Origin of the sequence: Sphingomonas sp. LR55 (assembly GCF_036856015.1) — a bacterium.
GTDB lineage: Bacteria > Pseudomonadota > Alphaproteobacteria > Sphingomonadales > Sphingomonadaceae > Sphingomonas.
Map to the genome: position 1 here is coordinate 1,449,062 of NZ_JASPFO010000001.1, position 19,983 is coordinate 1,469,044.

Here is a 19,983-nt window from a genome sequence, read left to right on the forward strand (position 1 = left end):
CGGATCGTTCAGCGCTCGATAGCGGCAACACCCAGTGTCTTGAGCTCGATCGACGTATCCGCCAGCACGGCTGCATCCACCTCGACCGATCCGGTGACCAGTGCGCGGCCCTGCACGTAATCTCGGACGCGGTTGATGCAGTCCAGTGCGATTACCCGCCCAGCCTTCAGATAAATTAGCGAGAAGCTCCGAGTAGCCGGATCGCCGCGCAGCACCGTCTGGTCGTACCCCGACGAGAGACCGACCGTCTGGAGCTTCAGGTCGTATTGATTCGACCAGAACCACGGCATCGCGTGATACGGCTCTGGCGTGCCCGTCAGCGTCTTTGCGACAATGGTCGCCTGGTCATTGGCATTCTGTACCGATTCCAGACGGATCACCCGTCCCTCCGCGAACGCATTGGCATGCGCGGCACAATCGCCGATCGCGAAGATATCCGGCACTGTGGTGCGACAATGATCGTCGACGCGCACGCCATCGCTGCCATTCGCGCCGCCATCGGCGCCGGCGTCCAACAGCGGACCGACTGCGGGTATAATGCCGATCCCGACGATGACCATCTGGCAGGGCACGACATCGCCGTCGACGAGGCGGACACCGCTGACCATCCCCGTGGCACCTTCGATGCCCGAGACGCCGACACTCGTGCGAACGTCGACGCCGTGCGCGCGGTGTTCAGCTTCGTAGAACTGCGACACGGCCGCACCCGTGACGCGCGCGAGCACGCGGTCCTGGGCCTCCAGGACGGTTACCCGTTTGCCGAGCTTGGTAAGCACCGCGGCCGCCTCGAGCCCGATATACCCGCCACCGATCACGACGACGCGATCGACGGCCGGCAGCTCCGCGATCATTCGATCGACATCCGCGCGCGTCCGTACGCTGTGAACGCCGACCAGATCATGCGTCGCGCACGGCAGACGCCGTGGCACGCCGCCGGTCGCCCAGATCAACGTTCCGTATCCGACCGCCGCACCCTCGGCGGTGGTCACGGTGTGTGCGTCGGGATCGACCTCGACGACCGTCTGCCCGGGCAGGAGCGTGATCCTACGATCGTCCCAGAAACTTGCCGGCCGCAGCAGGATGCGCTCGAACGGCTTGTCGCCCGCGAGATACTCCTTCGACAAAGGTGGTCGCTCATAGGGCAGCGAGGGCTCGTCGCCGAGCAACGCGATCGTACCGTCGAACCCGCGTTGGCGCAGCGCGATCGCCGCCTGTGACCCGGCATGGCCTGCACCGACGATCAGGACGTCGTAGCGATCAGGAAACGGCATGATCGATCCTCGCAGAAATATCAGGTCGCGTGGCGCGCGGGGTCGCGCATCCGCGGGCGGGGGGCGACGGAAGACATGCAGGCTGGCTATTGGCAAGCCTCGCGGACGTCAACGCATCGGGAACACCCGCCCCCAGTACAGCAGCATCGCGCGCGCCGGGACCGGAACGATGGTTGTGTCCGCCGACCTGCTGCGCGTCAGTCGGTCTGGTCGGTCACGCCCGGCTCGCCGATCTCTTCGGCGAGAATGCCGGCAATCTGTCCGACGCGGGGACCGTGATGGCGCTCGCCCTTGCGTAGCACGGCCTTCGGTTCGAGATCGAGTTGCCGGACGATGAAGTTGCGCGATTGCGGCAGGCTACGAAGCCAATAGGAAAAGCGTCGATAATAGCTGAATTCATCATAGGCGGTCGCCTTGTGCGCCATCCCCCCGGACGCGACTTCGAAAATTCCCGTCGCCGGCCCCATGGCGAACAGCAACCCGCGAAACGTCAATCCCTCGGGCAGAGTGCCGCGCAGCACGGCGCCCGCCGCAAGCTCGACATACGGCAATTTGATACCCTTGCGCTCCATTACGCCGGCCACCGGACCGAAGCTGGTTGCAGGAATATACCGGAAACGGCCTTCGCAAACCGTATCGGTATGATTGGCCCAGGGTCGATCCCGGACGATGCGACGCAGGAACGCGGTGATCGCATCGGCATAATACGCGGCCCCCAGCGGTGTAGTATGCGTACCGTCGCGCAACAGGTCCGCGAGGCGCCCCTCCGCCTTCGCTTCGACCATAGTATCGGTGAGGTCGAGCAGTGGCAGGTCGTCCTTTTCCGCCAGGGTGCGGATCGCTCGGATCAGCCGATCGGTCCGATAATCGACCGGGCCGCGGAACAGGTTGACGAAACACGGCATCGCACCGGCCTGCCGCACCTGCGCGACGATCTCCGCCAGTTCACGATCATAGCGATCCGGATCAGCCTCGGCGTAGCGCAGACAGGTGGCAATCTCGAACAGCACGTAATCGTACCGATCGTAGCGCAGCAGCCGCCCGAGATAGGGCACGACAGGAATGGCCGCGCCGCCGAGCGCCTTTCTTTCGACCGCGATCTCGCCCGACAAAGCGCGTCTAACCAAGGGAACGAAGCCGGCGGTTTCTTCCGTGACGCTGAAACCGAATATCAGAACACGCGCCATGACACTTCCCCCATGCGCCCCAAATCACCAGAGGACGCAAATCACGGTTAGCGCAGGGGCTGTCTTTTGGGTACCCATACGAATGCACTCAGCGCTGACATGCCGCTGGTTGGTCTATAGGTTTGAGCGAATACTCTACGGACTGGTGAAAAACCGTGGTTTTGATGGTTTTTTCATTCGGAGATGATCACCTCATCTCAAAGTATCTAGTCTATGATTTCATTCGATTTTTCCGCCGATCGCCGCCGCTTGTCTCGACCTTTTGGGAACAGTGTTTCCAGCATGACGACTGTAACAACGACCAAGGCGAATACCGTGACGAGGAATATAACCGCGTCCGATGTCCAGTCTATGTTAATCAACCGCATGTTTTTTGCTTACCATTTCCCGTAGCGCGAACGGAAGATATAGCGGAACGACACCAAATCGCCAGCGAGAAGCTTTGCACAGCGTGCAATGATCCGGTTTCGTTGCCATGGTGTCAGTCGCCCGCAAACGTCAGTGCGGACGTTCGCCGCTCGCGTTCGTTGATCAGCAGCGCCCGCCCTGCCGGCGCGATCGAGCGTTGCGGACAATCATTACGAAAACAGGCGCGGCAGCCGAGACCGATCGGCATCGCCCTCCCCGCCAAGTCGAAGCCGCTTGCCGCCGCCAGCACGCCGGCCTGCGACGCGGCAACGCCGAGACCGATCGCGAACTCGGCATGCACCGCACCAAAGCGACTGCCTTGCGGCGTCACCGTCCGCGCCATCGTCAGCCAGCGTGCACCATCCTCCAGCTCGACCAATTGCACCATCAGGCTGCCGGGCCGGTCGAACGCGTGGTGCAGGCGCCACAACGGACAACGCCCATCCGCCTCGACCAATGCAGCACCGCTTGCGCCGGGGTAGCGCTTCGATGCCTGCCCCGCGCGGTCGATCCGGATCATGAAAAAGGGCAAGCCGCGTGCACCGACGCGCTGCAACGTCGTCAGCCGGTGCGCGACCTGCTCGAAACCCGCGCCGAAACGCCGTTGCAGCAACTCGATGTCGTACCCGGTGGCCTCGCAGCCACGCAGGAACCGCGCATACGGCATCATCAGCGCGGCCGCGAAATACCCGAGCAGGTGGCGACGATAAAGCCGCTCGGCGGCGCGATCGGTGAACCCCGCCCCCTTGGCCAGAGCATCGATCTCCGCCTTTGCCTCGATCTGGCCGAGCTGGAAAGCAACCGCGAACGTGCGTGAGGCAGGGTCAAGCATCTCGCTCAGCTGCAATTGGCGCGCATGCAGGTCGAGCCGGCGGAGCATGTCCGGCAACACGTCGGCGGGCAGCACCCGAATCGTCAGGCCGTGCTTCGCGCGCAATCGTTCGGCGATCGCGCCATACAGATCGCCCGCACCGAGCCGCAATTCGTCCGCCAATGCCTCCGCCGCCGCGTCGAGATCGGCGAAGTGGTTGCGCCAGCGTTCGATCTCGCGGCGCACCAAGGTCACCGGATCGTCGCCGGCTTCGGTCACCGCGCCATCGCCGATCCGGTCGAACACGCGCGCAAACGCCGCCGCGCCGCCGGGCGCGCTGGCGAGCCATTCCTCGACTTCGTTGCGATCGATTTCGAGGTCGGCGAACATCGGATCGGCCAGCCGGCGCCGGATCGCATCCGCACCGCCGCCGGGCTCGGCCGCGGTAAGCGACCGCGGATCGAAGTCGAAACTCTCCGCCAGTTTGATCAGCAGCGTCGCCGATACCGGACGCTGGTTACGCTCGACGAGGTTGAGATAGCTCGGACTGATCGCGAGCATGTCGGCCATCGCCGCCTGCGTAAGCCCCGCCCCACGCCGCAAGCGACGGATCGCATGCCCCGCCAGCAATTTCCGCTCCGCCATCGCAAACCCTCCTGTCACGATGTTTACAGATCGACAGTCGCTAGACAAGCTGTACGGACACCGCGACGCGGAGAGGATGCGGTATTGCGTTCCAACCTGCCCGCCATCCCCGTTAGTACGTGTGCATAGCCTCTCTCGACCCAGCCTCGCTGTAAAGAGAGAGACAAGACGACCCGTGTATCATCGAAGGAGGCAAGCCATGCAGACGACCACCGAACAACCCCGTGCCCGCGCCGTCTTCTCGACCAATGATTTCGCGCTGATGAAGGAAGTGCTCGGCGAAATGATCAGCAAGACCTCGATCGACGACGAACGCCTGACGCGGATGAGTGCGCTGTACCACCGCCTCGGTCGGCTTGGCTGACGCGCTTCACACAGTTTCCTGGGGAGGAAAGGTACCCGCCGATGGCTCGTCCATCGGCGGGTATTCCCGTTCTTGATTATCCTCCCCGGCAAGGAGAAGGTCGAGTGGCGATACCCAAACCGTTGCGAAGCCGGCCCTTTCCAATGGCCCTCCCTCGTGTAGGACGGCGGCATGGCCAAGACACTGACTGCTCGCATCAAGGACGACATCGTCCTCTATGGCGCCCTCGCCGCCAATCTCGGGATCGGCGTGGCGAAATTCGTGGCGGCCGGGATGACCGGATCGTCGTCGATGCTCACCGAAGGCGTCCATTCGGTGGTCGACAGCGGCAACCAGGTGCTGCTGCTCTATGGCCAGCGCAAGGCCAAGCGCCCTGCCGACGAGGCGCATCCGTTCGGCTATGGCCGCGAGCTGTATTTCTGGGCGTTCGTCGTCGCGATCCTGATCTTCGCGATCGGCGCGGGCGTGTCGATCTTCGAGGGTTGGCGGCACATCCGCGAGCCCGAGCCGCTGACCAGCCCTACGGTGGCCTATGTCGTGCTGGCGATCTCGTTCGCGCTCGAGGGTAGCAGCTGGACGATCGCGATGCGCGAGTTCGCCAAGGCCAAGGGCGATCTGGGCTGGTGGGACGCGATCCACCGGTCGAAGGACCCCGCCGGGTTCATCGTGCTGTTCGAGGATTCGGCGGCGCTTGCCGGCCTCGTGATCGCCGGGATCGGCATCTGGGCGAGCCATGCGTTCAACCAGCCCTGGATCGATGGTGCCGCGTCGATCGCGATCGGCGTGATCCTCGCGATGGTCGCGGTCCTGCTCGCACGCGAATCAAAGGGCTTGCTGATCGGCGAGCGCGCCGACCCCGCGGTGATCGCCACGATCCGCAAAATCGTCGCGGCGCATCCCGCGGTCGTCTCGGTCAATCACGTTCGCACGATCCACACGGCGCCCGAGAGCATCTTCGCGGCGATCAGCGCCGACTTCGACGATTCGGTGACGATGGGCGACGGCGAGACGATGATCGAAGCGATGGAGACCGAACTTCGCGCCGCCGTCCCGACGCTGTCGTCGATCTACATCCGGCCCGAGAAGCGTGAGAACGCGACGCTCGCCCATACCCCTGCAACGCCGGACACCGCTGATGTGACTACCACGCCACACTGATGAAAATCAGACTCATCCCACTGGCAAGGCTCGACATTCCTAAATAATATTGGGGAATGAGACCGCTATTTCGGCTGATCGCCCTGCTCTGCCTGTGCTTGGGATATGCGCTCCCCGCACAGGCTGCCGTTACCATCACCTTCTGGAGCCACGAGCTCGGCAACAGCTTTCCGCATGCGTTCTTCACGTTGCGGGGCGTACCCGACGCTGGCGGCGCGCCGGTCGACGCGAACTTCGGCTTCACTGCGAAATCGGTATCCCCCGCGCTGCTGATGGGCCCGGTCTCGGGCAAGCTCGACATCGCAAAGCCTACCTATGTCGCAGGCAGCGACGCGCAGTTCTCGGTGGTGATGACCGACGTTCAATATACGCAGGTGCTGAAGCTGGTCGACGCGTGGAGCGAGGGCAAGCCCGACAGCGTGTACCGTCTCGGCGATCACAATTGCGTCCACTTCGTCAAGGAAGCGGCGCGGATAGTCGGACTGTCGGGGCTCGACCAGCCCAAGCTGATGAAGAAGCCGCGCTCGTATCTGAAGGCGGTCGGCGCGGCGAACATCGGTCGGGTCATCCCGGTCGGGATGCACGGCAAAGCGTATCTCGCGAGCCTTGCGCCGATCGTGCCGGTCGGCGCCATATCCGCAACGTCGGCGTCGGCGTCCGCCGCGACCGCGTATCAGTCCGCGACGGCAACGCTCACCCAACCGACATCCGCCTCGCCGCGCTAGTTTGCGGGCACCAGTTCGACCACGTCCAGCACCGACTCGAACCTGGGATAGGGCAGCACGACGCGCCAGCGCTTGGCGCCGATCCGTTCGATCAGCCCCGCCATGTCGCGGTTGGCATCACGGCCATAGCGCATCGGCCGCTTCTCGTCGCCGAGCTCCATCGTCCCGAGAAAGACGGCCCGCGCGTTGGTGTCGGCGAAAATCGTACCGACCGGGCGCTGCGATCCGTCGAGCTTGACGAGGCTGACCACTTTCTCGCCGTCGTCGTCGCCCGTACCGATCCGGCAGGCGAACCATCCCGACATAGTGAAGGTCGGACCGATCCCGGCACGCGCGCCCAGCTTGTAGGTGCGGCACCGATACGCGCCTTCGGGCGGCAACGGATCGACGAGCGAGTGATCCGGGTTGAACAATATCGGATCGCCCGCGACCTCTTTGGGGTCGACTTGTGCCAGCGCGTCGATCCACGCACCGCGCCACCCCTCAACCGCCCACGATCGGCCTCGGTCGCGACCCGGCGCCAGTCCATGTCACGATCCTGACGATCGGGCAGCGGCATAGCGCCGACCTGCGCGACGCTGACGACGATCGACCCGCAGGTCACGATCGTCTTGCATGCGGTCGTCTTTAGCCAAGTCCGCATCGTCATCGTTCCTCTACACAACACAGATGCTATGCTTTTGGCATACCCGACCGCAACGGCATTTATCCCGTGCCGCCAGATCGCTCAGGCCGCGGTCCAGCCACCATCCATCGACAGGTTTGCGCCGGTGATCGCCTTGGCTTCGTTGCGGCAGAGGAACAGCGCGAACGCCGCAACCTGTTCGGGCGTGATGAATTCCTTGGTCGGCTGCGCGGCGAGCAGGACGTCGTTCATCACCTGATCGCGCGTCAGTCCCCGCGCCGCCATCGTATCGGGAATCTGGTTCTCGACCAGCGGCGTCCAGACATAGCCCGGCGAGATGCAGTTGACGGTGATGCCGTCGGTCGCCGTCTCCAGCGCGATCGTCTTGGTCAGCCCAGCGATCGCATGCTTGGCCATGACATAGGCGGACTTGTTGGGGCTCGCGACGAGCGAGTGCGCCGACGCGGTCGAGATGATCCGGCCCCAGCCCTTCGCGCGCATGTGCGGCACCGCGGCGCGCATGATGTGCCATGCCGAGGACAGGTTGATCGCGATGATCGCGTCGAACTTGTCGATCGGAAAGTCGGCGATCCCGGCGACATGCTGGATGCCCGCGTTGTTGACGACGATGTCGACGCTGCCGGTCTCGGTCGCTGCCCGCTCGACCATCGCCGCGATCTCATCGGGCTTGGTCATGTCGGCCGCATCGTACAACGCGAGCGCACCGCTGATCTCCGCCAACGCCGCGCGCTCCCGCTCGATCGCGTCCGCATCGCCGAAGCCGTTGAGCACCACTGCTGCGCCCTCGGCCGCAAACGCCTTGGCATAAGCGAGCCCGATCCCCGAGGTGGATCCGGTGATGACCGCGGTCTTGCCCTTCAGGAACATGCACACTCCCCAATCGCTTTGCGCAGCGGATTCGGCCGCCGTGCAACTCTAGCGCCACCTTGCGCATTTCGTTCCCAAGCAGAAACGAAAAGGGGCATATTCATGCGGCTCGACGATTACGATCCGAACATCAACGTCGAGGACCAACGTGGGTCGGGCGGCGGAGGCGGCGGCTTTGGCGGCGGCGGTGGCGGGCTGCTGATGGGCCTGCTGCCGATGATCGGCAGCCGCTTCGGCTGTGGCGGGATCGTCGTCGTGCTGATCCTGATGGCCGTGTTCGGTGGCATGGGCGGTCTCGGCGGCCTGCTTGGTGGCGGCCAGTCCTCCGCCCCGACCACCCAGAGCGGACCGCCCCGTGCGGGCACGGACACGACATCGAGTTGCAACCTGACGCCCGAGAGCAAGGCCGCGTGCAACGCGTTCAGTTCGGCGGACAACACCTGGGAAGCGATCTTCCAGAAGAACGGCCAGCGTTTTGAAGCGCCAAAGCTCGTCTTCTTCGACGGCAACGGCCGTTCGGGCTGCGGTGCGGCACAATCGGCGATGGGGCCGTTTTATTGCCCGACCGATCAGGGCATCTATCTCGACACGAGCTTCTTCAACGAGCTGTCGACTCGCTTCAAGGCGAATGGCGACTTCGCGCAGGACTATGTGATCGCGCACGAGTTCGGCCATCACATCCAGAAGCTGCTCGGCACCAATGCGCAGGTCCAGCAGGCGCAGCGTCAGGCCAGCGAGACGGAAGGCAATGCGCTGTCGGTGAAGCTTGAACTGCAGGCGGATTGCTATGCGGGGGTCTGGGCGGCGGCGAACCGGTCGCGGCTCGAGGCAGGCGATATCGAGGAAGGCATGACCGCGGCGCAGGCGATCGGCGACGATACGCTGCAGAAGCAATCGCAAGGCCGCGTGGTGCCGGACAGCTTCACGCACGGAACGTCGGCGCAGCGCCAGTCGTGGTTGAAGCGCGGGCTGGACAGCGGCGACCCCGCGCAGTGCGATACGTTCTCCGGCGCGATCTGATTGGACCCGACGATCTTCCCTCGCAAGGGGCCTCCGTCGCAAGGGGAGGATCGTCGGTCCTATTGCACCTCAGGCGACCGTCACGCCCTTCCAGAACGCATAGCGGCCCTCGATCTCCGCCGCGGCCGATTTCGGGGTCGGATAATACCAGACCGCATCGACGTTGCGTTTTCCGTCGACGACTAGCGTCTTGTAGCTCGCGACGCCCTTCCACGGGCAGTTCGAGTGCGTTGCGCTATCCTCCAGCAGCGCCGCGTCGATGCTGTCCGCGGGAAAATAATGATTGCCCTCGACCACGACCGTATCGTCCGACCGGGCAATCTCGTGGCCATTCCAGGTAGCGACAGGCATTCCAATCTCCTTCAAGCGTGACCCAGCCCCGCCACGTCATACCGCTCGGGCGTGAACCCTACCAGCAGCGTCTCCCCCGCTTCGAGCACGGGGCGCTTGATCATCGAAGGCTGCGCAAGCATCAGAGCGACCGCACGATCTGCGTCCAGATCTGTGCGTTCGGACTCGGGTAGCTTGCGGAACGTGGTGCCGCTGCGGTTGAGCACCACCTCCCAGCCCGCGATACCAATCCAACGCCTTAGCCGGTCCTCCGCGACGCCCTCTTTCTTGTAATCATGAAAGGCGTACGCGACACCGTGTGCGTCGAGCCAGGTTCGCGCCTTCTTCATCGTGTCGCAGTTCGGAATTCCGTATAGTTCGACCGTCACGCGTTCATCCTCCATGATCGCCGACGTTTAGACGGTCATCGAAAGGGTGGCGAGAGCGCGACAGCGGCGGTCCTCAAGGCGCGACCGTGCACGGCGCCGCGACGAGCACCGGGTTGCACCGTGCCATCGCTCCACCGGGCAGCGTCACCGCGAAGCCGAACCCCTGCGGGTCGGGAGCGCCTGGATAATAGTCGGTACTGACCGCCTGCGCACCGCTGTCCGCCGCCGCCTTTGCCTTGGTCATAGCGTGCGTGCGCGCTTCGACGGTGTTGGCGTCGGTCCGCGTCCGGACGATCACGCCGGCCTTCACCCAGTCGCGGATGCTGGCGCCGTCGACCAACGGATCCTGAACGATCTGGATCGCGCTTTCGGGCTCGCCATCGGGATACCAGCCGAACATCGCCCGCCCCCGCAGCGATGGATGCCCCGCGCGATACGCGTTCGAGACGGCCGGACGGACGTCGAGCAGCACGTAGATCCGACCGCGCGCAGCCTCCAGCGTGGGCCAGCCCGTGTTATGCACGGCCGCCGCCAGCGTCGTAGCCTTACCCCGCACCTCGTCCGGCACGATCAATCGCCGTCCCGGTATCGCCCGCCGGATTTCACGATCGAGCAAGTCGAGCAGCGCGGCATCGTCTAGCGGCAGCGGTGCCGCGACCTGCGGCGACGCTTGCGTATCGGCGGCGTTGATCGTGATCATGATCGGCAGATGCCGCGGGTGCGCGCGCGACCAGGCATTCACCTCGCCGAGGCAACGCTGCAACGTCACGCAGGTCGAGATATAATCGATGTCGGGAACGTGGAACACCTTGTACCCCGGCCGCAGCATCGCCGCGCGATCGAACGCGGTCGTCTCCCCCGCCGCCCGTGCGAGCCGCTCGCCCTTCGGATCGGCGTAGCGGCCGCCCTGCGGATCCGCGAAGATGTCGATCTCCAGCTGCCGCACGCCGCGATCGAGCTGTGCGGCCAGCGGCAGATGATAATAATCGAGCGCCGCCGCGGTCTTCGGATCCCGCCGCCGCAGCTCGGCCATCACCGTATCCGGGATCTTCGCCTTGAAGCTGTTGTGCGAGCCGACGACCTGGATGTCGTTCATCCGCGCCGGCCCCCGCCCCGATGGACCGGCGGGCTTGGCGGAGTGGGCCGAGCCACCGATCGACAGACCGACCAACAGCCCCGCGAGTACGAGGGTCCGCATCAGAATTCTGCCCGCACGCCGAACAACACGGTCCGCCCCCAGTAATTGATCTCGCCGAAGCGGTTCTCGTCGTCGTTATACGTATAGAGATGCGCGCCCGACAGGTTGATGCCTTCCAGGCTGAACGTCACCCGGTCGCTCGCTTTGACCGAGATATTGCCGTCGAGCGATCCGAACGGCGCGGTGTAGACCGGCGCCTGCGTCGTGCTGCCGGTGCCCGACAGATACCGGTCGCGCCAGACGTACGACAGTCGCGTCGAGATCGGTCCCTTCTCGTAGAAGCCGCTAATGTTGGCGCTGTTCTTCGACAGCCCGATCAGTTCGTCGCGGATCGGCCGCGCGCCTGCGGTGTAGCTCGCCTTGACCGAGGTGTGCGTATAGGATGCCTGCACGCCGAGCCCGTCGAATGGCGCCGGCAGGAACGTGAAGACCTGATTGTACGCCGCCTCGACGCCGTACACCTTCGCATCGCCGCCATTGACCTGCGTCGACAGCAGCACCGTACCGCGACCGGGGATGTCGATGTTGACGTTCTGCTGCGTGATGTAATCGTCCATCGCCTTGTAGAACACCGCGCCCGTCAGCGAGCCCGCGCGATTGAAATACCATTCGAGCGAGCCGTCGAACTGCGTGGCCAGGAACGGCACCAGCTGAGGATTGCCGCCGCCCGCGGTTGGCGCATCGGTCGACACGGTGATCCGCGGCGCACTGTCGGTGACGTTCGGGCGGGTCAGCACGCGGCTCGCGGCGAGACGGCCGACTAGGTCGTGCGTCAGTTCGGCGCGCAGGTTGAAGTTCGGTAGCCAGTTGTTGAACGTCTTGGGAAAGCTCGCCGGCGTCGCAACGTTGCCCGTGGTCAGCGTGCCGCTCGCGACCTGATCGGTGTGGACATAGCGCACGCCGAGATTGCCGGTGACCGCCACCGAAGAGACGTCGAAGCCGTAATCGGCACGCGCATACGCACCCCAGATCTTCTCCTTCACGACGAATGACGAGCGTAGATCGCCCGCGGTCAGCGGCGAATTCTGCACCGCGGGGGTGAAGAAAGCGTCGAGATAGGCCTGCGTGACGGGCACCAGGAACTGCCGCAGCGTGTTGCCCGAGACGCCCTTCAGGAAATCGTCGTACGGCAATTGCTCGTAGGCGCCCGTACCGAGGCTGGACAGCGGCGTGTTGGCGGCCGGATTGACGTTGAAGTCGCGGCGGAAATAATCGCGCTTGCGCCAGTGATACTCGCCACCCGCCGCGAGCTTCGTGATGAACCCGTCGAAATCGTGCGACAGATCGGCGCGGGTGTAGAAATCCCAGTCCTTGCTGTCCTTGGGCGCGATGTTGAACTGGTAGAGCTGGTAGTTGGCCGGGTTGGTCGCATCGGTCGTCGTCGTGAAGGTCGGGATCGTCTTGTACCCGGCCGACGCGTCATAGGTCAGTGGCGCGAAGAAGATCGCGCGGCTGCGTACCGTGCCTTTGTCGTAGTTCGGGTGATAGCTGTGCGCACTCGACCAGTTCACCGCACCCGACGCATGCCAGGCATCCGAATCCCAGGTCTGGCGCAGGCCGATGTTGAGCAAGTCGTGGCGGTTGAGGCTGTATTCGCGCGACGCCATGAACCGCACGTCGTTGATCGTCGCGCCGACCACCGTATCGCCGTCGAGCTTGACGCTGCCGGGGACGATCACCGGGCGATGCCCCGCCACGCTCGCGTCGTCGGGATAGATGTCGAGGCCGAATTCGTCATAGGCGACGTCGAGCCGAGTCGCGAGGATATCGAGCGTCGTCTCGAACTCGGCATTCGGCTTCCACTGGGCGGAGACCATGCCCGAGATCCGCTTACGATCCTCGGTCTCGATCGTCGGGCGCGTGCGGGTCGGCGTGTAGAGTCCGGTCGCGAGCCCCCCGAGGCAGGCGCGGTGAACTTGTCCAGATTCCAGCCGAAGTTCAGGAAGCGATCGTTGCGCACCGCCTTTTGCCAATATTGCGCGCCGGCCAGGATGCCGAAGGTGCCGCTCGCGTTGGTCGCGCTGGTGATGACCGTCGCGTTCGGCTTCACCTTGTCGGTCTGGCTCGTATAGGTGCCGCGCAGATTGACCGTGCTCTTGTTGCCGACGTCGAGCGGGTGGAACGTCTTGACGTCTATGTTCCCGCCCAGCGCGCCTTCGGTCATGTTGGCGGTGGGCGTCTTGACGACGTCGATGCTTGCGGTGAATTCGGCGGGTAGCATCTCGAAGCGGAACTGGCGGCCGTTCGCGCCGCCATTCTCGATCAGGTCGTTCAGCGCGACCGTGCTGCCGTTGAGCAACGTGCTCTGGAACTGTGGCCCGAGCCCGCGGACGCTGACGTATAGCCCCTCGCCGCGCGGACGGGTGATCGTCACGCCGGGGATCACCTGCAACGCCTCCGCGACGTTCTGCGCCGGGAACTTGCCGATGTCGGTCGAATTGATCGAGTCGACGCCGTAATCCGCGCGACGCTTCGTCTCAGTCGCGGCGCGCAGGCTGCGTGCGTAACTGCCGGTGACGACGATCTCGCCATTCTCTTGGGTCGTTGCATCCGTCGAGGGGGATGTTTGTGAGGCCGCGTCCACGCGCTCTTGTGCCTGCGCGGTGGCAATGCCGGGCGTCAGGGTAAGCGGAACCGAGGCCAGCAACAGACCTTTGACCATATGCATCGTTGATTTTTCCCCGTGGCGACGCTGCCACCCCCGGCGCCACTAGGTATCGTCTGCGTCATTTGAGCGAACGTTTCGCGACAGTAACGTTACGTACGGTAATCTTGTTACGCGCCGTGCCGGCATCGCTTCAACCGCTGTCGAAAACTGTGAATCTGGCCTCGGGTCAGGCCGGCGCCGGCTGGACTTGCCAATAGGTTGCGTAGCGCTCGTGGGCGATGCGGTGATACGGGATCAGGCGAACCGGTTGGCCGTCGGCGGAGGGGATCGTGAACTCGAGTGGACGATGGCTAGCGCGGATCGCGTTCGCCAGCGTCGCGGGATCGCCGGCGAGCGTCGGTGGCGTGAACGGCGCTGCATTGTAATCGCCATATTTACGCTCGTTGACGATGATGTCCGCGCCCGGCGCAAGCCCATCTCGCCCGAACGCGCCGGCCAGTACCAGCGGACCGACGGTGAATGCGACGATATCCGGGGCGGCCGGCGAGCGCTCGGCGACAGGATGCATGTCCAGACGCAATTCCACCGTGTCGTCGTTCCGCCAGACGCGGACGATCTCGAGGTAGCGACCGGGGATGGTGGAGCGCAGCGCTTCGACGCCGTTGACCAGGACGACCGCCGCGCGGCTCCAGCCTGGATGACGTAGCTTGAGCGCGACCTCGGTCGGGCGTTTTACCGTCCAGCGGAGGATCGTCGTCGGAGACTCGGGGAACGCGGTCGTCTGCGTCAGCACCGCGTCCCGGTCTCTCCACCGGACCGCCGACGGCACGAACAAATTCACGTACAGCGCGCGATCGTCGTGGAAATAGATCGAGTCGCGATATTTGACGTGGTTCTCCATTCCCGTGCCGGTGCAGCACCAGAATGCGGTTTCGGGCGCGTGATACAGCTTCATGTAACCCGGCCGCGCACCCTGGAAATACGTCGCCATGCCGCTATCCGGATCCTGCGACGCAAGGATGCCGTTATAGAGCGTGCGCTCATAGTAATCGGCGTAGCCCGCCTGCGGATCTTGCAGGAACAGAGCACGTGTCAGTTTCAGCATATTATGCTGGCAGCACGTCTCCGATCCCTTTGCGGAAAACACGTGTTTGGCGAAATCCGCCACCGGAAAGAAATGCTCGTTGTCGCCGTGCCCACCGGTAGCAAACGACCGGGTCAGCGCTACCGTCTTCCAGAAAAACGCCGCGGCGTCGCGATATTCGGGCTTGCCCGTGATCTCCCAGACGCGGTGAAAGCCGATGACCTTGGGGACCTGCGTGTTGGCGTGCAGTCCGTCGAGATGATCGCGGTGCTGGCTTAGCGGCGTGAGGATCGCCTTATGCGAAAACCGCTCCGCCATCAGGAGATAGTCGGGCGTGCCGGTCATCGCGTAAAGGTCGGCGAACACTTCGTTCATGCCACCATGCTCGGTGTCGAGCATCGTCTCGAACTGCGCCGGGCTCAATGGCCGGCTCGCGACCACGGCCCAGTCGGCGAGCCGCACCAGGACGGTACGTGCGGTGTCGCTGTCGGCCAGACACGCGGCGTCGCGCAGCCCCGCATAGACCTTATGCAGAGCGTACCAAGGCACACCGGTAATCGCCTCGCCGCGCAAATGCGCTGCCACCACGGCGGGACCGTCGGGAAAGGCACAGACCAGCCCTGTGCCCGATGCCACCTGACACGCGGCAAGTTCGCGCGCGATATGGTCGATCCTCGCCTTGAACCGCGCGTCCCCGGTCGACCGATAGGCCAGCGCACACGCCGACAGATAATGGCCGAGCGTATGGCCATGACAGTTGATATCCGCCCAAATTGGATCCGACTCCCACCCGCCATAGACCGGGGCCTTGGGCGGCAGCCCGGCATTCACGCGGAAATTGTGGAGCATGCGGTCGGGCTGGAGCGTCAGCAGATAGGCCAACGTCTTGTGCTGTGCATGCAGGAATGGGCCGTCACCGAGCGTCACGTCAGCCATGTCGAACGGCACGAGCCGCGCCATTGGCAACGGGAGCGCAGTCGCCAACGAGGACGGCTTGGCGGCGTCCAGCACGGACACTTGGCCTGCCGCCAATCCCGCCACCAACGCCGCCTTGCCGACGCCGGTCAGGACGTGGCGACGCGCATACCCGGCGTGACATGGGTCGATCATCGCGACATCCTCTCCAGACTATCCTATTTGTCGGAGTAGGTAGAGCATGCACGAGGTCGTCAGGCAACCTCGGCGGCAACCGCTATTAAGGGGGCCATCAAGCGGCAGCCGGCCCCCTGGTTTCGGCCCGTCGCCATTGCCTGTACCCGATGACGGCAAGCACGATCATCGCTGCATAGAGCCCTGCAGTCGGCACCAGCCCTTTGACGAGAAACATTCCGACGTACAAACCGTCCACGCCGATCCAGAGCAGCCAGCTCGCGGCGTGGCGGCGCGCTGTCCAATATTGCGCGACCAGGCTGAAGCTGCTGAGCGCGGCGTCCATCCACGGCAGCGCGGCGTTGGTATGGCGGCTCGTGAACCACCCGATCGCGACAGCGCCGACCGCGCCCGCAACGAGACCGGCGAGTGCCTGCGTAGGGCGGAGCGGCGCCACGACGACATCACCAGCAGCGTCCTTTCCGCGGCTCCAGGCGACCCAGCCGTACAGGATAGCGAGCCCGAACAGCGCTTGCAGAACCATGTCGGCGTAGAGCCGGACGTCGAGGAACAGCTTGAAATACAGCGCGCAGGCGATGAGGTTGACCGGCCAGCACAGCATCCGGCGAGTGGCGGTCAGCCAGATGCCCGCGGCACTGACTGCGACCGCGACGATCTCGAACGCGGTCATCAAGGAAGCGCTCCGGCTTCGATCGCGCGGAGCAAGTCCCGGCCCGGAGCGGACTGGAACCACGCGGCGTGACCGATGAGATACTCGTCCCAGGCCAGTGCCGCGGACGCGGGGTCTTCGACGACCGCGGCGAAATACTCGATCTCCGACAGCGCGAACTCGAGGTGCACAAGCGGCAACAGGCGGACGATCGCCGCAACGTCGGTACGGCCGAGCGGCGCGATCGTGGCATAGCCCGCGAGCAGCGCGAGTGCTGCCGCCGGATCGCCGATGTCGTCCGTCCCCTGCCCCAGCTCGAGCCAGCGAACGGCGGTGCGCTCGATCGCGATGGCGATATCGTGGACCGCGCAGGTGCGATCGGCGAGTCCGAAGTCGAACACGGTTTCGACACCGCCATCGCTCGCCCACAGCAGGTTGGACGGGTGCCAGTCGTTGTGCGTCCACAACGGCATTTGGTCGGCAAGCAACGGCGCGAGCCCCTGCCCCAAGCTTTCAAAGAGCTGCCCGAGTTCGCGTCGCCAAGGCTTGACGTTCAAGAACGCGGCCAGAGCGGGGCGAGCAGCAATATAGGCTTCGGCCGCGGCGATCGGATCGGCGGCGGGCAGGATCGTAAAGCTTGCGACCAACGGCTGCAGGCGGCGCGCCGTGGCAGTGAAACTCCGCGCCGCTTCGTGCAGCGTCGCGAGCGCCACCCCTGCCGCCTGGGCATGCGCGCGCGAGGCGAACGGCGTCCAGGACAGGCTGTCGCGGTACAGGTCCACACCCGGCGCCGCGCGGTGCAGTTCGTACGACCAGGCGCCGCTCGCCACCGCCGTCGCACCGTCCGCGGTCGCCATCACCTCAGGCACCGATACGCCCCCGCCAGCGAGGTGCGCGATGAACGCGTGTTCCTCGGCGAGCCCATCGACCGTGCGAACGCGGTGATGGTGGCGCTTCAACAGGAACACGCCGTTCGTCGTGTGCACCAAGGTCGCGGCGGAAAACGGCCGGGGAGAATGCCAGTGCAGCCCTGTCATCCGGCCCACGCCCGGAAAGAGAACGAGCACCGCCTCGGCCTCGTCGGCGGTGATGGCGGGCCAGGTAGGCGCCTCCATCGCGGTCCCCATGCCGTGGACGAGATGCGCGGGCTGCGTCGCCACCTCAGAACGCCCGCGAGATCGTCGCCATGACCGCCGCGCCGCTGCCGACATAATAAGCGGGCGACGCGCCGGCGATGACCGTGCCGTTGCGGCCGATCGTGTCCTGCGCGTTGGTGCTCACCGACTGGACGCCGGCGAGGACGTGCGGATCGGTGACGTTGATCGCGTTAACGCGCAGGTCGGTGCGCTTGCCGTCGAGCCAGTCCGCCAGGTGCATGCCGACCGACAGGTCGAGCGTCGCATAGCCCTTGATCGCTTCGTCGTTCATGAAGCTCGCATATTGCCGGCCGATATATTTCGACGCGACGCTGCCGAAGAACCGGCCGTCGTCGTAGATCCCGCCGGCGCCGAACTGGACGGTCGGGCTCGACACCGCATGCTTGCCCCTGGTCGGAAGGAAGTCCGCGCCGACTGGCAGATCGTCGTCGATCCGCGCGTGCAGATACTCGCCCGAGAGGTACAGGCTGACGCCTGCGACCGGGCGGTAGTCGATCTCCGCGTCCACCCCGTACGAGGTCTGGCCGCCGGCGTTGAGCGTCGCATTCACCTGTGCGCCGCCCTGGTCGATCACGGTGGCGAGTTGACGGTTGCGGAACTTGTAGTGGAAGCCCGTCACCGAGGCGGAGAGCTGCTCGCCGATGAAGCGATAGCCGATCTCCTCCGAGACCGAATATTCGTTCTTCAGCGCGTTGGTGCCCTGGACGACGACTTCCCCACCGTAATAGCTGTTGTAGAGCGTGAACTCGTTGGGCGTGCGGAAGTTGGTGGTGATGTTGGCGAACAGCTGTTGGCGATCGTCGATCCGGTAGTGGATCGCGGCGCGCGGCAATGCGGCGAAGCTGTCGTTGCGCACCGTGTCCTGCGGTCCGGGTAGATAATTGCGGCCGTTGCGCAGCACGTTCACACCCTTGAACCCGGCATCGATCGTCAGCCGCGGCGTCAGCGCGATGCTGTCGGCGAGGAAGAAGCCCTTCGTTACCGTCACGGTCCGCTGGTTCTCATAGGCGAGCAGGCGGCCATCGGCGGTACGGATCGCCTTTGCACGGTATCCCCAGCGGTCGACCGGCTGCCCTTCGGCGTCGATCGACGTGTACGACTGCGTGACGCGGTCGGTGCCGTAATCGAACCAGAGTCCGGCGGTGAGCGTGTGCGCGCCGGTCTTGAAGGTCAGCTTGCTGACGTTGCCGACCCGCATCTGGTCGCCGGTATAATTGCCGAGCACGGTTGCGACGCCGTCGACCGCACCGGGCAGCGCGATCGGCTGGGCCAGTTGCTCAATCCCGAGGAAATTGCCTTCGGTGGTCAGCTGCGTCCCGTAGGGCGAGTTGCCATAGCCGAACTGGAGATAGGTGGTGGTGTCGAGCGCAAGCCGGTCGGTCAGCGCCAGATGCACCGGCGCGGAGGCGTAGAGGTTGCGGAACGGCGCGCGGTACAGCCGCCAATAGTTGGTGTTCCCCGCCGTGTAGCGCCGATCGTAGTTGAAGCCGCGCCCCTGCGCGGTCCACTCGGCCAGCGTCGGGCTCGGATAGCTCGACGAGTTCGCATCATTATACGACAGCGCGAGGCTGGCACGGTTGCCGGCACCCCATTCGTTCAGGATCTTCGCGTCGATGTGCTGGCGCGTGTCGTAGCCCGCACCCCGCCAATTGTCCGCGCGTGTTCGAATAGGACAGGAACGCCTTCAGCCCGGTATTGCCGATCGTACCGCTATCGACACGGAAGAACCCCCGCCGCGCCGCGTAGCTGCCGAGCGACAGGTCGACGAGCGCGCCGGGCCGCGTCTTCGGATCGTCGAGCGCGAGCGACAATAGCCCGCCTGCCCCGCCAAGCGTCGGGGAATCGATATCGACCGAGCCTTGCGCGAGCGAGATGCGCTTCAGATTCTCGGGGTCAGCGAACTGCGACGGATAGGCGTAATAATAGCCGATGTCGTTCTGCGGCGCGCCCTCCATCAGCACGCCGATCTCGTCCTGGCCGAGACCGCGCAACGTCAGGCTGGAGCTCGTCGACAGGCCGTACGGATCGCTCGACGCGACGTTCGCGCCGGGCAGCAACGTCACCAACTGGAACGCGTTGAGCGTCGGCGCCTGCTTGACGATGAAGTCGGCGGAGATCGCGCTCTGCGCGCGCGGCACGCTCTGGTCAGGGAGCAGACCGGCAGGATCCTGTTTGCCGACGACGCGAATCTCGGCCGGTTCGACTGGATCGGGTGCGACTTGCGCCCCGGCCGACGATGCGGCGAGGGTCGCCGACAGGGTCAACGCGACCCGCCCCAAAAGCCGCCGCTCGCGCCCGGCGGAAGTCACAATAAAACCAGCACTGAAAAACGTCACGTCCACTCCAATCGGAGGGA

Annotated in this window: 16 protein-coding genes and 2 pseudogenes; 4 read left to right on the forward strand and 14 right to left on the reverse strand. The window is 64.8% G+C overall.

The features are described 5' to 3' along the window. Positions 1-8: 8 nt before the first annotated feature. The 3 genes from QP181_RS06780 to QP181_RS06790 form a co-directional block, all read right to left on the reverse strand. Positions 9-1,271 (reverse strand): NAD(P)/FAD-dependent oxidoreductase, encoded by a 1,263-nt coding sequence (locus QP181_RS06780; RefSeq protein WP_333928069.1) that lies wholly within the window; start codon positions 1,269-1,271, stop codon positions 9-11. A 197-nt stretch (positions 1,272-1,468) separates the two neighbouring features. Beyond that, positions 1,469-2,458, reverse strand: coding sequence for an SGNH/GDSL hydrolase family protein (locus tag QP181_RS06785; RefSeq protein ID WP_333928070.1), 990 nt, complete (start codon positions 2,456-2,458; stop codon positions 1,469-1,471). Between the two features lie 481 nt (positions 2,459-2,939). Beyond that, on the reverse strand, positions 2,940-4,322 hold the full coding sequence (locus tag QP181_RS06790; RefSeq protein ID WP_332754145.1) for a helix-turn-helix domain-containing protein: 1,383 nt from the start codon (positions 4,320-4,322) through the stop codon (positions 2,940-2,942). A gap of 199 nt (positions 4,323-4,521) precedes the next feature. Here QP181_RS06790 and QP181_RS06795 point away from each other — a divergent pair, with 199 nt between their 5' ends. From QP181_RS06795 to QP181_RS06805, 3 genes are all read left to right on the forward strand, one after another. Beyond that, complete coding sequence (locus QP181_RS06795) at positions 4,522-4,686, forward strand: hypothetical protein (protein WP_164913371.1); 165 nt, start codon at positions 4,522-4,524, stop codon at positions 4,684-4,686. Between the two features lie 171 nt (positions 4,687-4,857). Continuing rightward, entirely contained in the window at positions 4,858-5,844 is a 987-nt protein-coding gene (locus tag QP181_RS06800) for a cation diffusion facilitator family transporter (protein WP_333928071.1), read from the forward strand. 56 nt (positions 5,845-5,900) lie between these two features. Further along, on the forward strand, positions 5,901-6,569 hold the full coding sequence (locus QP181_RS06805; RefSeq protein WP_333928072.1) for a hypothetical protein: 669 nt from the start codon (positions 5,901-5,903) through the stop codon (positions 6,567-6,569). On the opposite strand, the gene QP181_RS06810 is transcribed toward QP181_RS06805, so the two are convergent. Both QP181_RS06810 and QP181_RS06815 read right to left on the reverse strand, forming a co-directional pair. Next, complete coding sequence (locus tag QP181_RS06810) at positions 6,566-7,093, reverse strand: DUF4893 domain-containing protein (RefSeq protein WP_333929577.1); 528 nt, start codon at positions 7,091-7,093, stop codon at positions 6,566-6,568. The two genes, QP181_RS06805 and QP181_RS06810, sit on opposite strands and share 4 nt — an antisense overlap. A 203-nt stretch (positions 7,094-7,296) precedes the next feature. Continuing rightward, entirely contained in the window at positions 7,297-8,082 is a 786-nt protein-coding gene (locus tag QP181_RS06815; protein WP_333928073.1) for a 3-hydroxybutyrate dehydrogenase, read from the reverse strand. Between the two features lie 102 nt (positions 8,083-8,184). Between QP181_RS06815 and ypfJ the strand changes: the two genes are divergently transcribed. Beyond that, complete coding sequence (ypfJ, locus tag QP181_RS06820) at positions 8,185-9,102, forward strand: KPN_02809 family neutral zinc metallopeptidase (RefSeq protein WP_333928074.1); 918 nt, start codon at positions 8,185-8,187, stop codon at positions 9,100-9,102. A 69-nt stretch (positions 9,103-9,171) separates the two neighbouring features. Here ypfJ and QP181_RS06825 read toward each other — a convergent pair whose 3' ends face one another. The 9 genes and pseudogenes from QP181_RS06825 to QP181_RS06865 form a co-directional block, all read right to left on the reverse strand. Continuing rightward, entirely contained in the window at positions 9,172-9,453 is a 282-nt protein-coding gene (locus QP181_RS06825; RefSeq protein ID WP_056418405.1) for a DUF427 domain-containing protein, read from the reverse strand. 11 nt (positions 9,454-9,464) lie between these two features. Further along, positions 9,465-9,821: an ArsC family reductase gene (locus QP181_RS06830; protein WP_333928075.1), complete on the reverse strand. Its 357-nt coding sequence runs from the start codon at positions 9,819-9,821 to the stop codon at positions 9,465-9,467. 73 nt (positions 9,822-9,894) lie between these two features. Continuing rightward, positions 9,895-11,019: a Ca2+-dependent phosphoinositide-specific phospholipase C gene (locus tag QP181_RS06835; RefSeq protein ID WP_333928076.1), complete on the reverse strand. Its 1,125-nt coding sequence runs from the start codon at positions 11,017-11,019 to the stop codon at positions 9,895-9,897. Further along, positions 11,019-12,992, reverse strand: coding sequence for a TonB-dependent receptor (locus QP181_RS06840; protein WP_333928077.1), 1,974 nt, complete (start codon positions 12,990-12,992; stop codon positions 11,019-11,021). Before QP181_RS06840 ends, QP181_RS06835 begins: the two co-directional genes overlap by 1 nt. Positions 12,993-13,219: 227 nt before the next feature. Then, positions 13,220-13,687, reverse strand: a pseudogene (locus QP181_RS06845) (TonB-dependent receptor plug domain-containing protein); the annotation flags it as partial. 166 nt (positions 13,688-13,853) lie between these two features. Beyond that, positions 13,854-15,821, reverse strand: a complete 1,968-nt coding sequence (locus tag QP181_RS06850; protein ID WP_443027525.1) for a glycoside hydrolase family 127 protein — start codon at positions 15,819-15,821, stop codon at positions 13,854-13,856. Between the two features lie 97 nt (positions 15,822-15,918). Next, complete coding sequence (gene pnuC / locus QP181_RS06855; RefSeq protein WP_333928078.1) at positions 15,919-16,491, reverse strand: nicotinamide riboside transporter PnuC; 573 nt, start codon at positions 16,489-16,491, stop codon at positions 15,919-15,921. Beyond that, complete coding sequence (locus tag QP181_RS06860; RefSeq protein WP_333928079.1) at positions 16,491-17,630, reverse strand: phosphotransferase enzyme family protein; 1,140 nt, start codon at positions 17,628-17,630, stop codon at positions 16,491-16,493. Before QP181_RS06860 ends, pnuC begins: the two co-directional genes overlap by 1 nt. Before the next feature lies 1 nt (position 17,631). Next, a pseudogene (locus QP181_RS06865) lies at positions 17,632-19,936 on the reverse strand (TonB-dependent receptor). Positions 19,937-19,983 lie beyond the last annotated feature (47 nt).

Bases quoted from the DNA above. Each gene is read 5' to 3' on its own strand.
- QP181_RS06780 (WP_333928069.1), bottom strand. From the start codon at position 1,271: ATGCCGTTTCCTGATCGCTACGACGTCCTGATCGTCGGTGCAGGCCAT.
- QP181_RS06785 (WP_333928070.1), bottom strand. From the start codon at position 2,458: ATGGCGCGTGTTCTGATATTCGGTTTCAGCGTCACGGAAGAAACCGCC.
- QP181_RS06790 (WP_332754145.1), bottom strand. From the start codon at position 4,322: ATGGCGGAGCGGAAATTGCTGGCGGGGCATGCGATCCGTCGCTTGCGG.
- QP181_RS06795 (WP_164913371.1), top strand. From the start codon at position 4,522: ATGCAGACGACCACCGAACAACCCCGTGCCCGCGCCGTCTTCTCGACC.
- QP181_RS06800 (WP_333928071.1), top strand. From the start codon at position 4,858: ATGGCCAAGACACTGACTGCTCGCATCAAGGACGACATCGTCCTCTAT.
- QP181_RS06805 (WP_333928072.1), top strand. From the start codon at position 5,901: ATGAGACCGCTATTTCGGCTGATCGCCCTGCTCTGCCTGTGCTTGGGA.
- QP181_RS06815 (WP_333928073.1), bottom strand. From the start codon at position 8,082: ATGTTCCTGAAGGGCAAGACCGCGGTCATCACCGGATCCACCTCGGGG.
- ypfJ (WP_333928074.1), top strand. From the start codon at position 8,185: ATGCGGCTCGACGATTACGATCCGAACATCAACGTCGAGGACCAACGT.
- QP181_RS06825 (WP_056418405.1), bottom strand. From the start codon at position 9,453: ATGCCTGTCGCTACCTGGAATGGCCACGAGATTGCCCGGTCGGACGAT.
- QP181_RS06835 (WP_333928076.1), bottom strand. From the start codon at position 11,019: ATGCGGACCCTCGTACTCGCGGGGCTGTTGGTCGGTCTGTCGATCGGT.
- QP181_RS06850 (WP_443027525.1), bottom strand. From the start codon at position 15,821: ATGATCGACCCATGTCACGCCGGGTATGCGCGTCGCCACGTCCTGACC.
- pnuC (WP_333928078.1), bottom strand. From the start codon at position 16,491: ATGACCGCGTTCGAGATCGTCGCGGTCGCAGTCAGTGCCGCGGGCATC.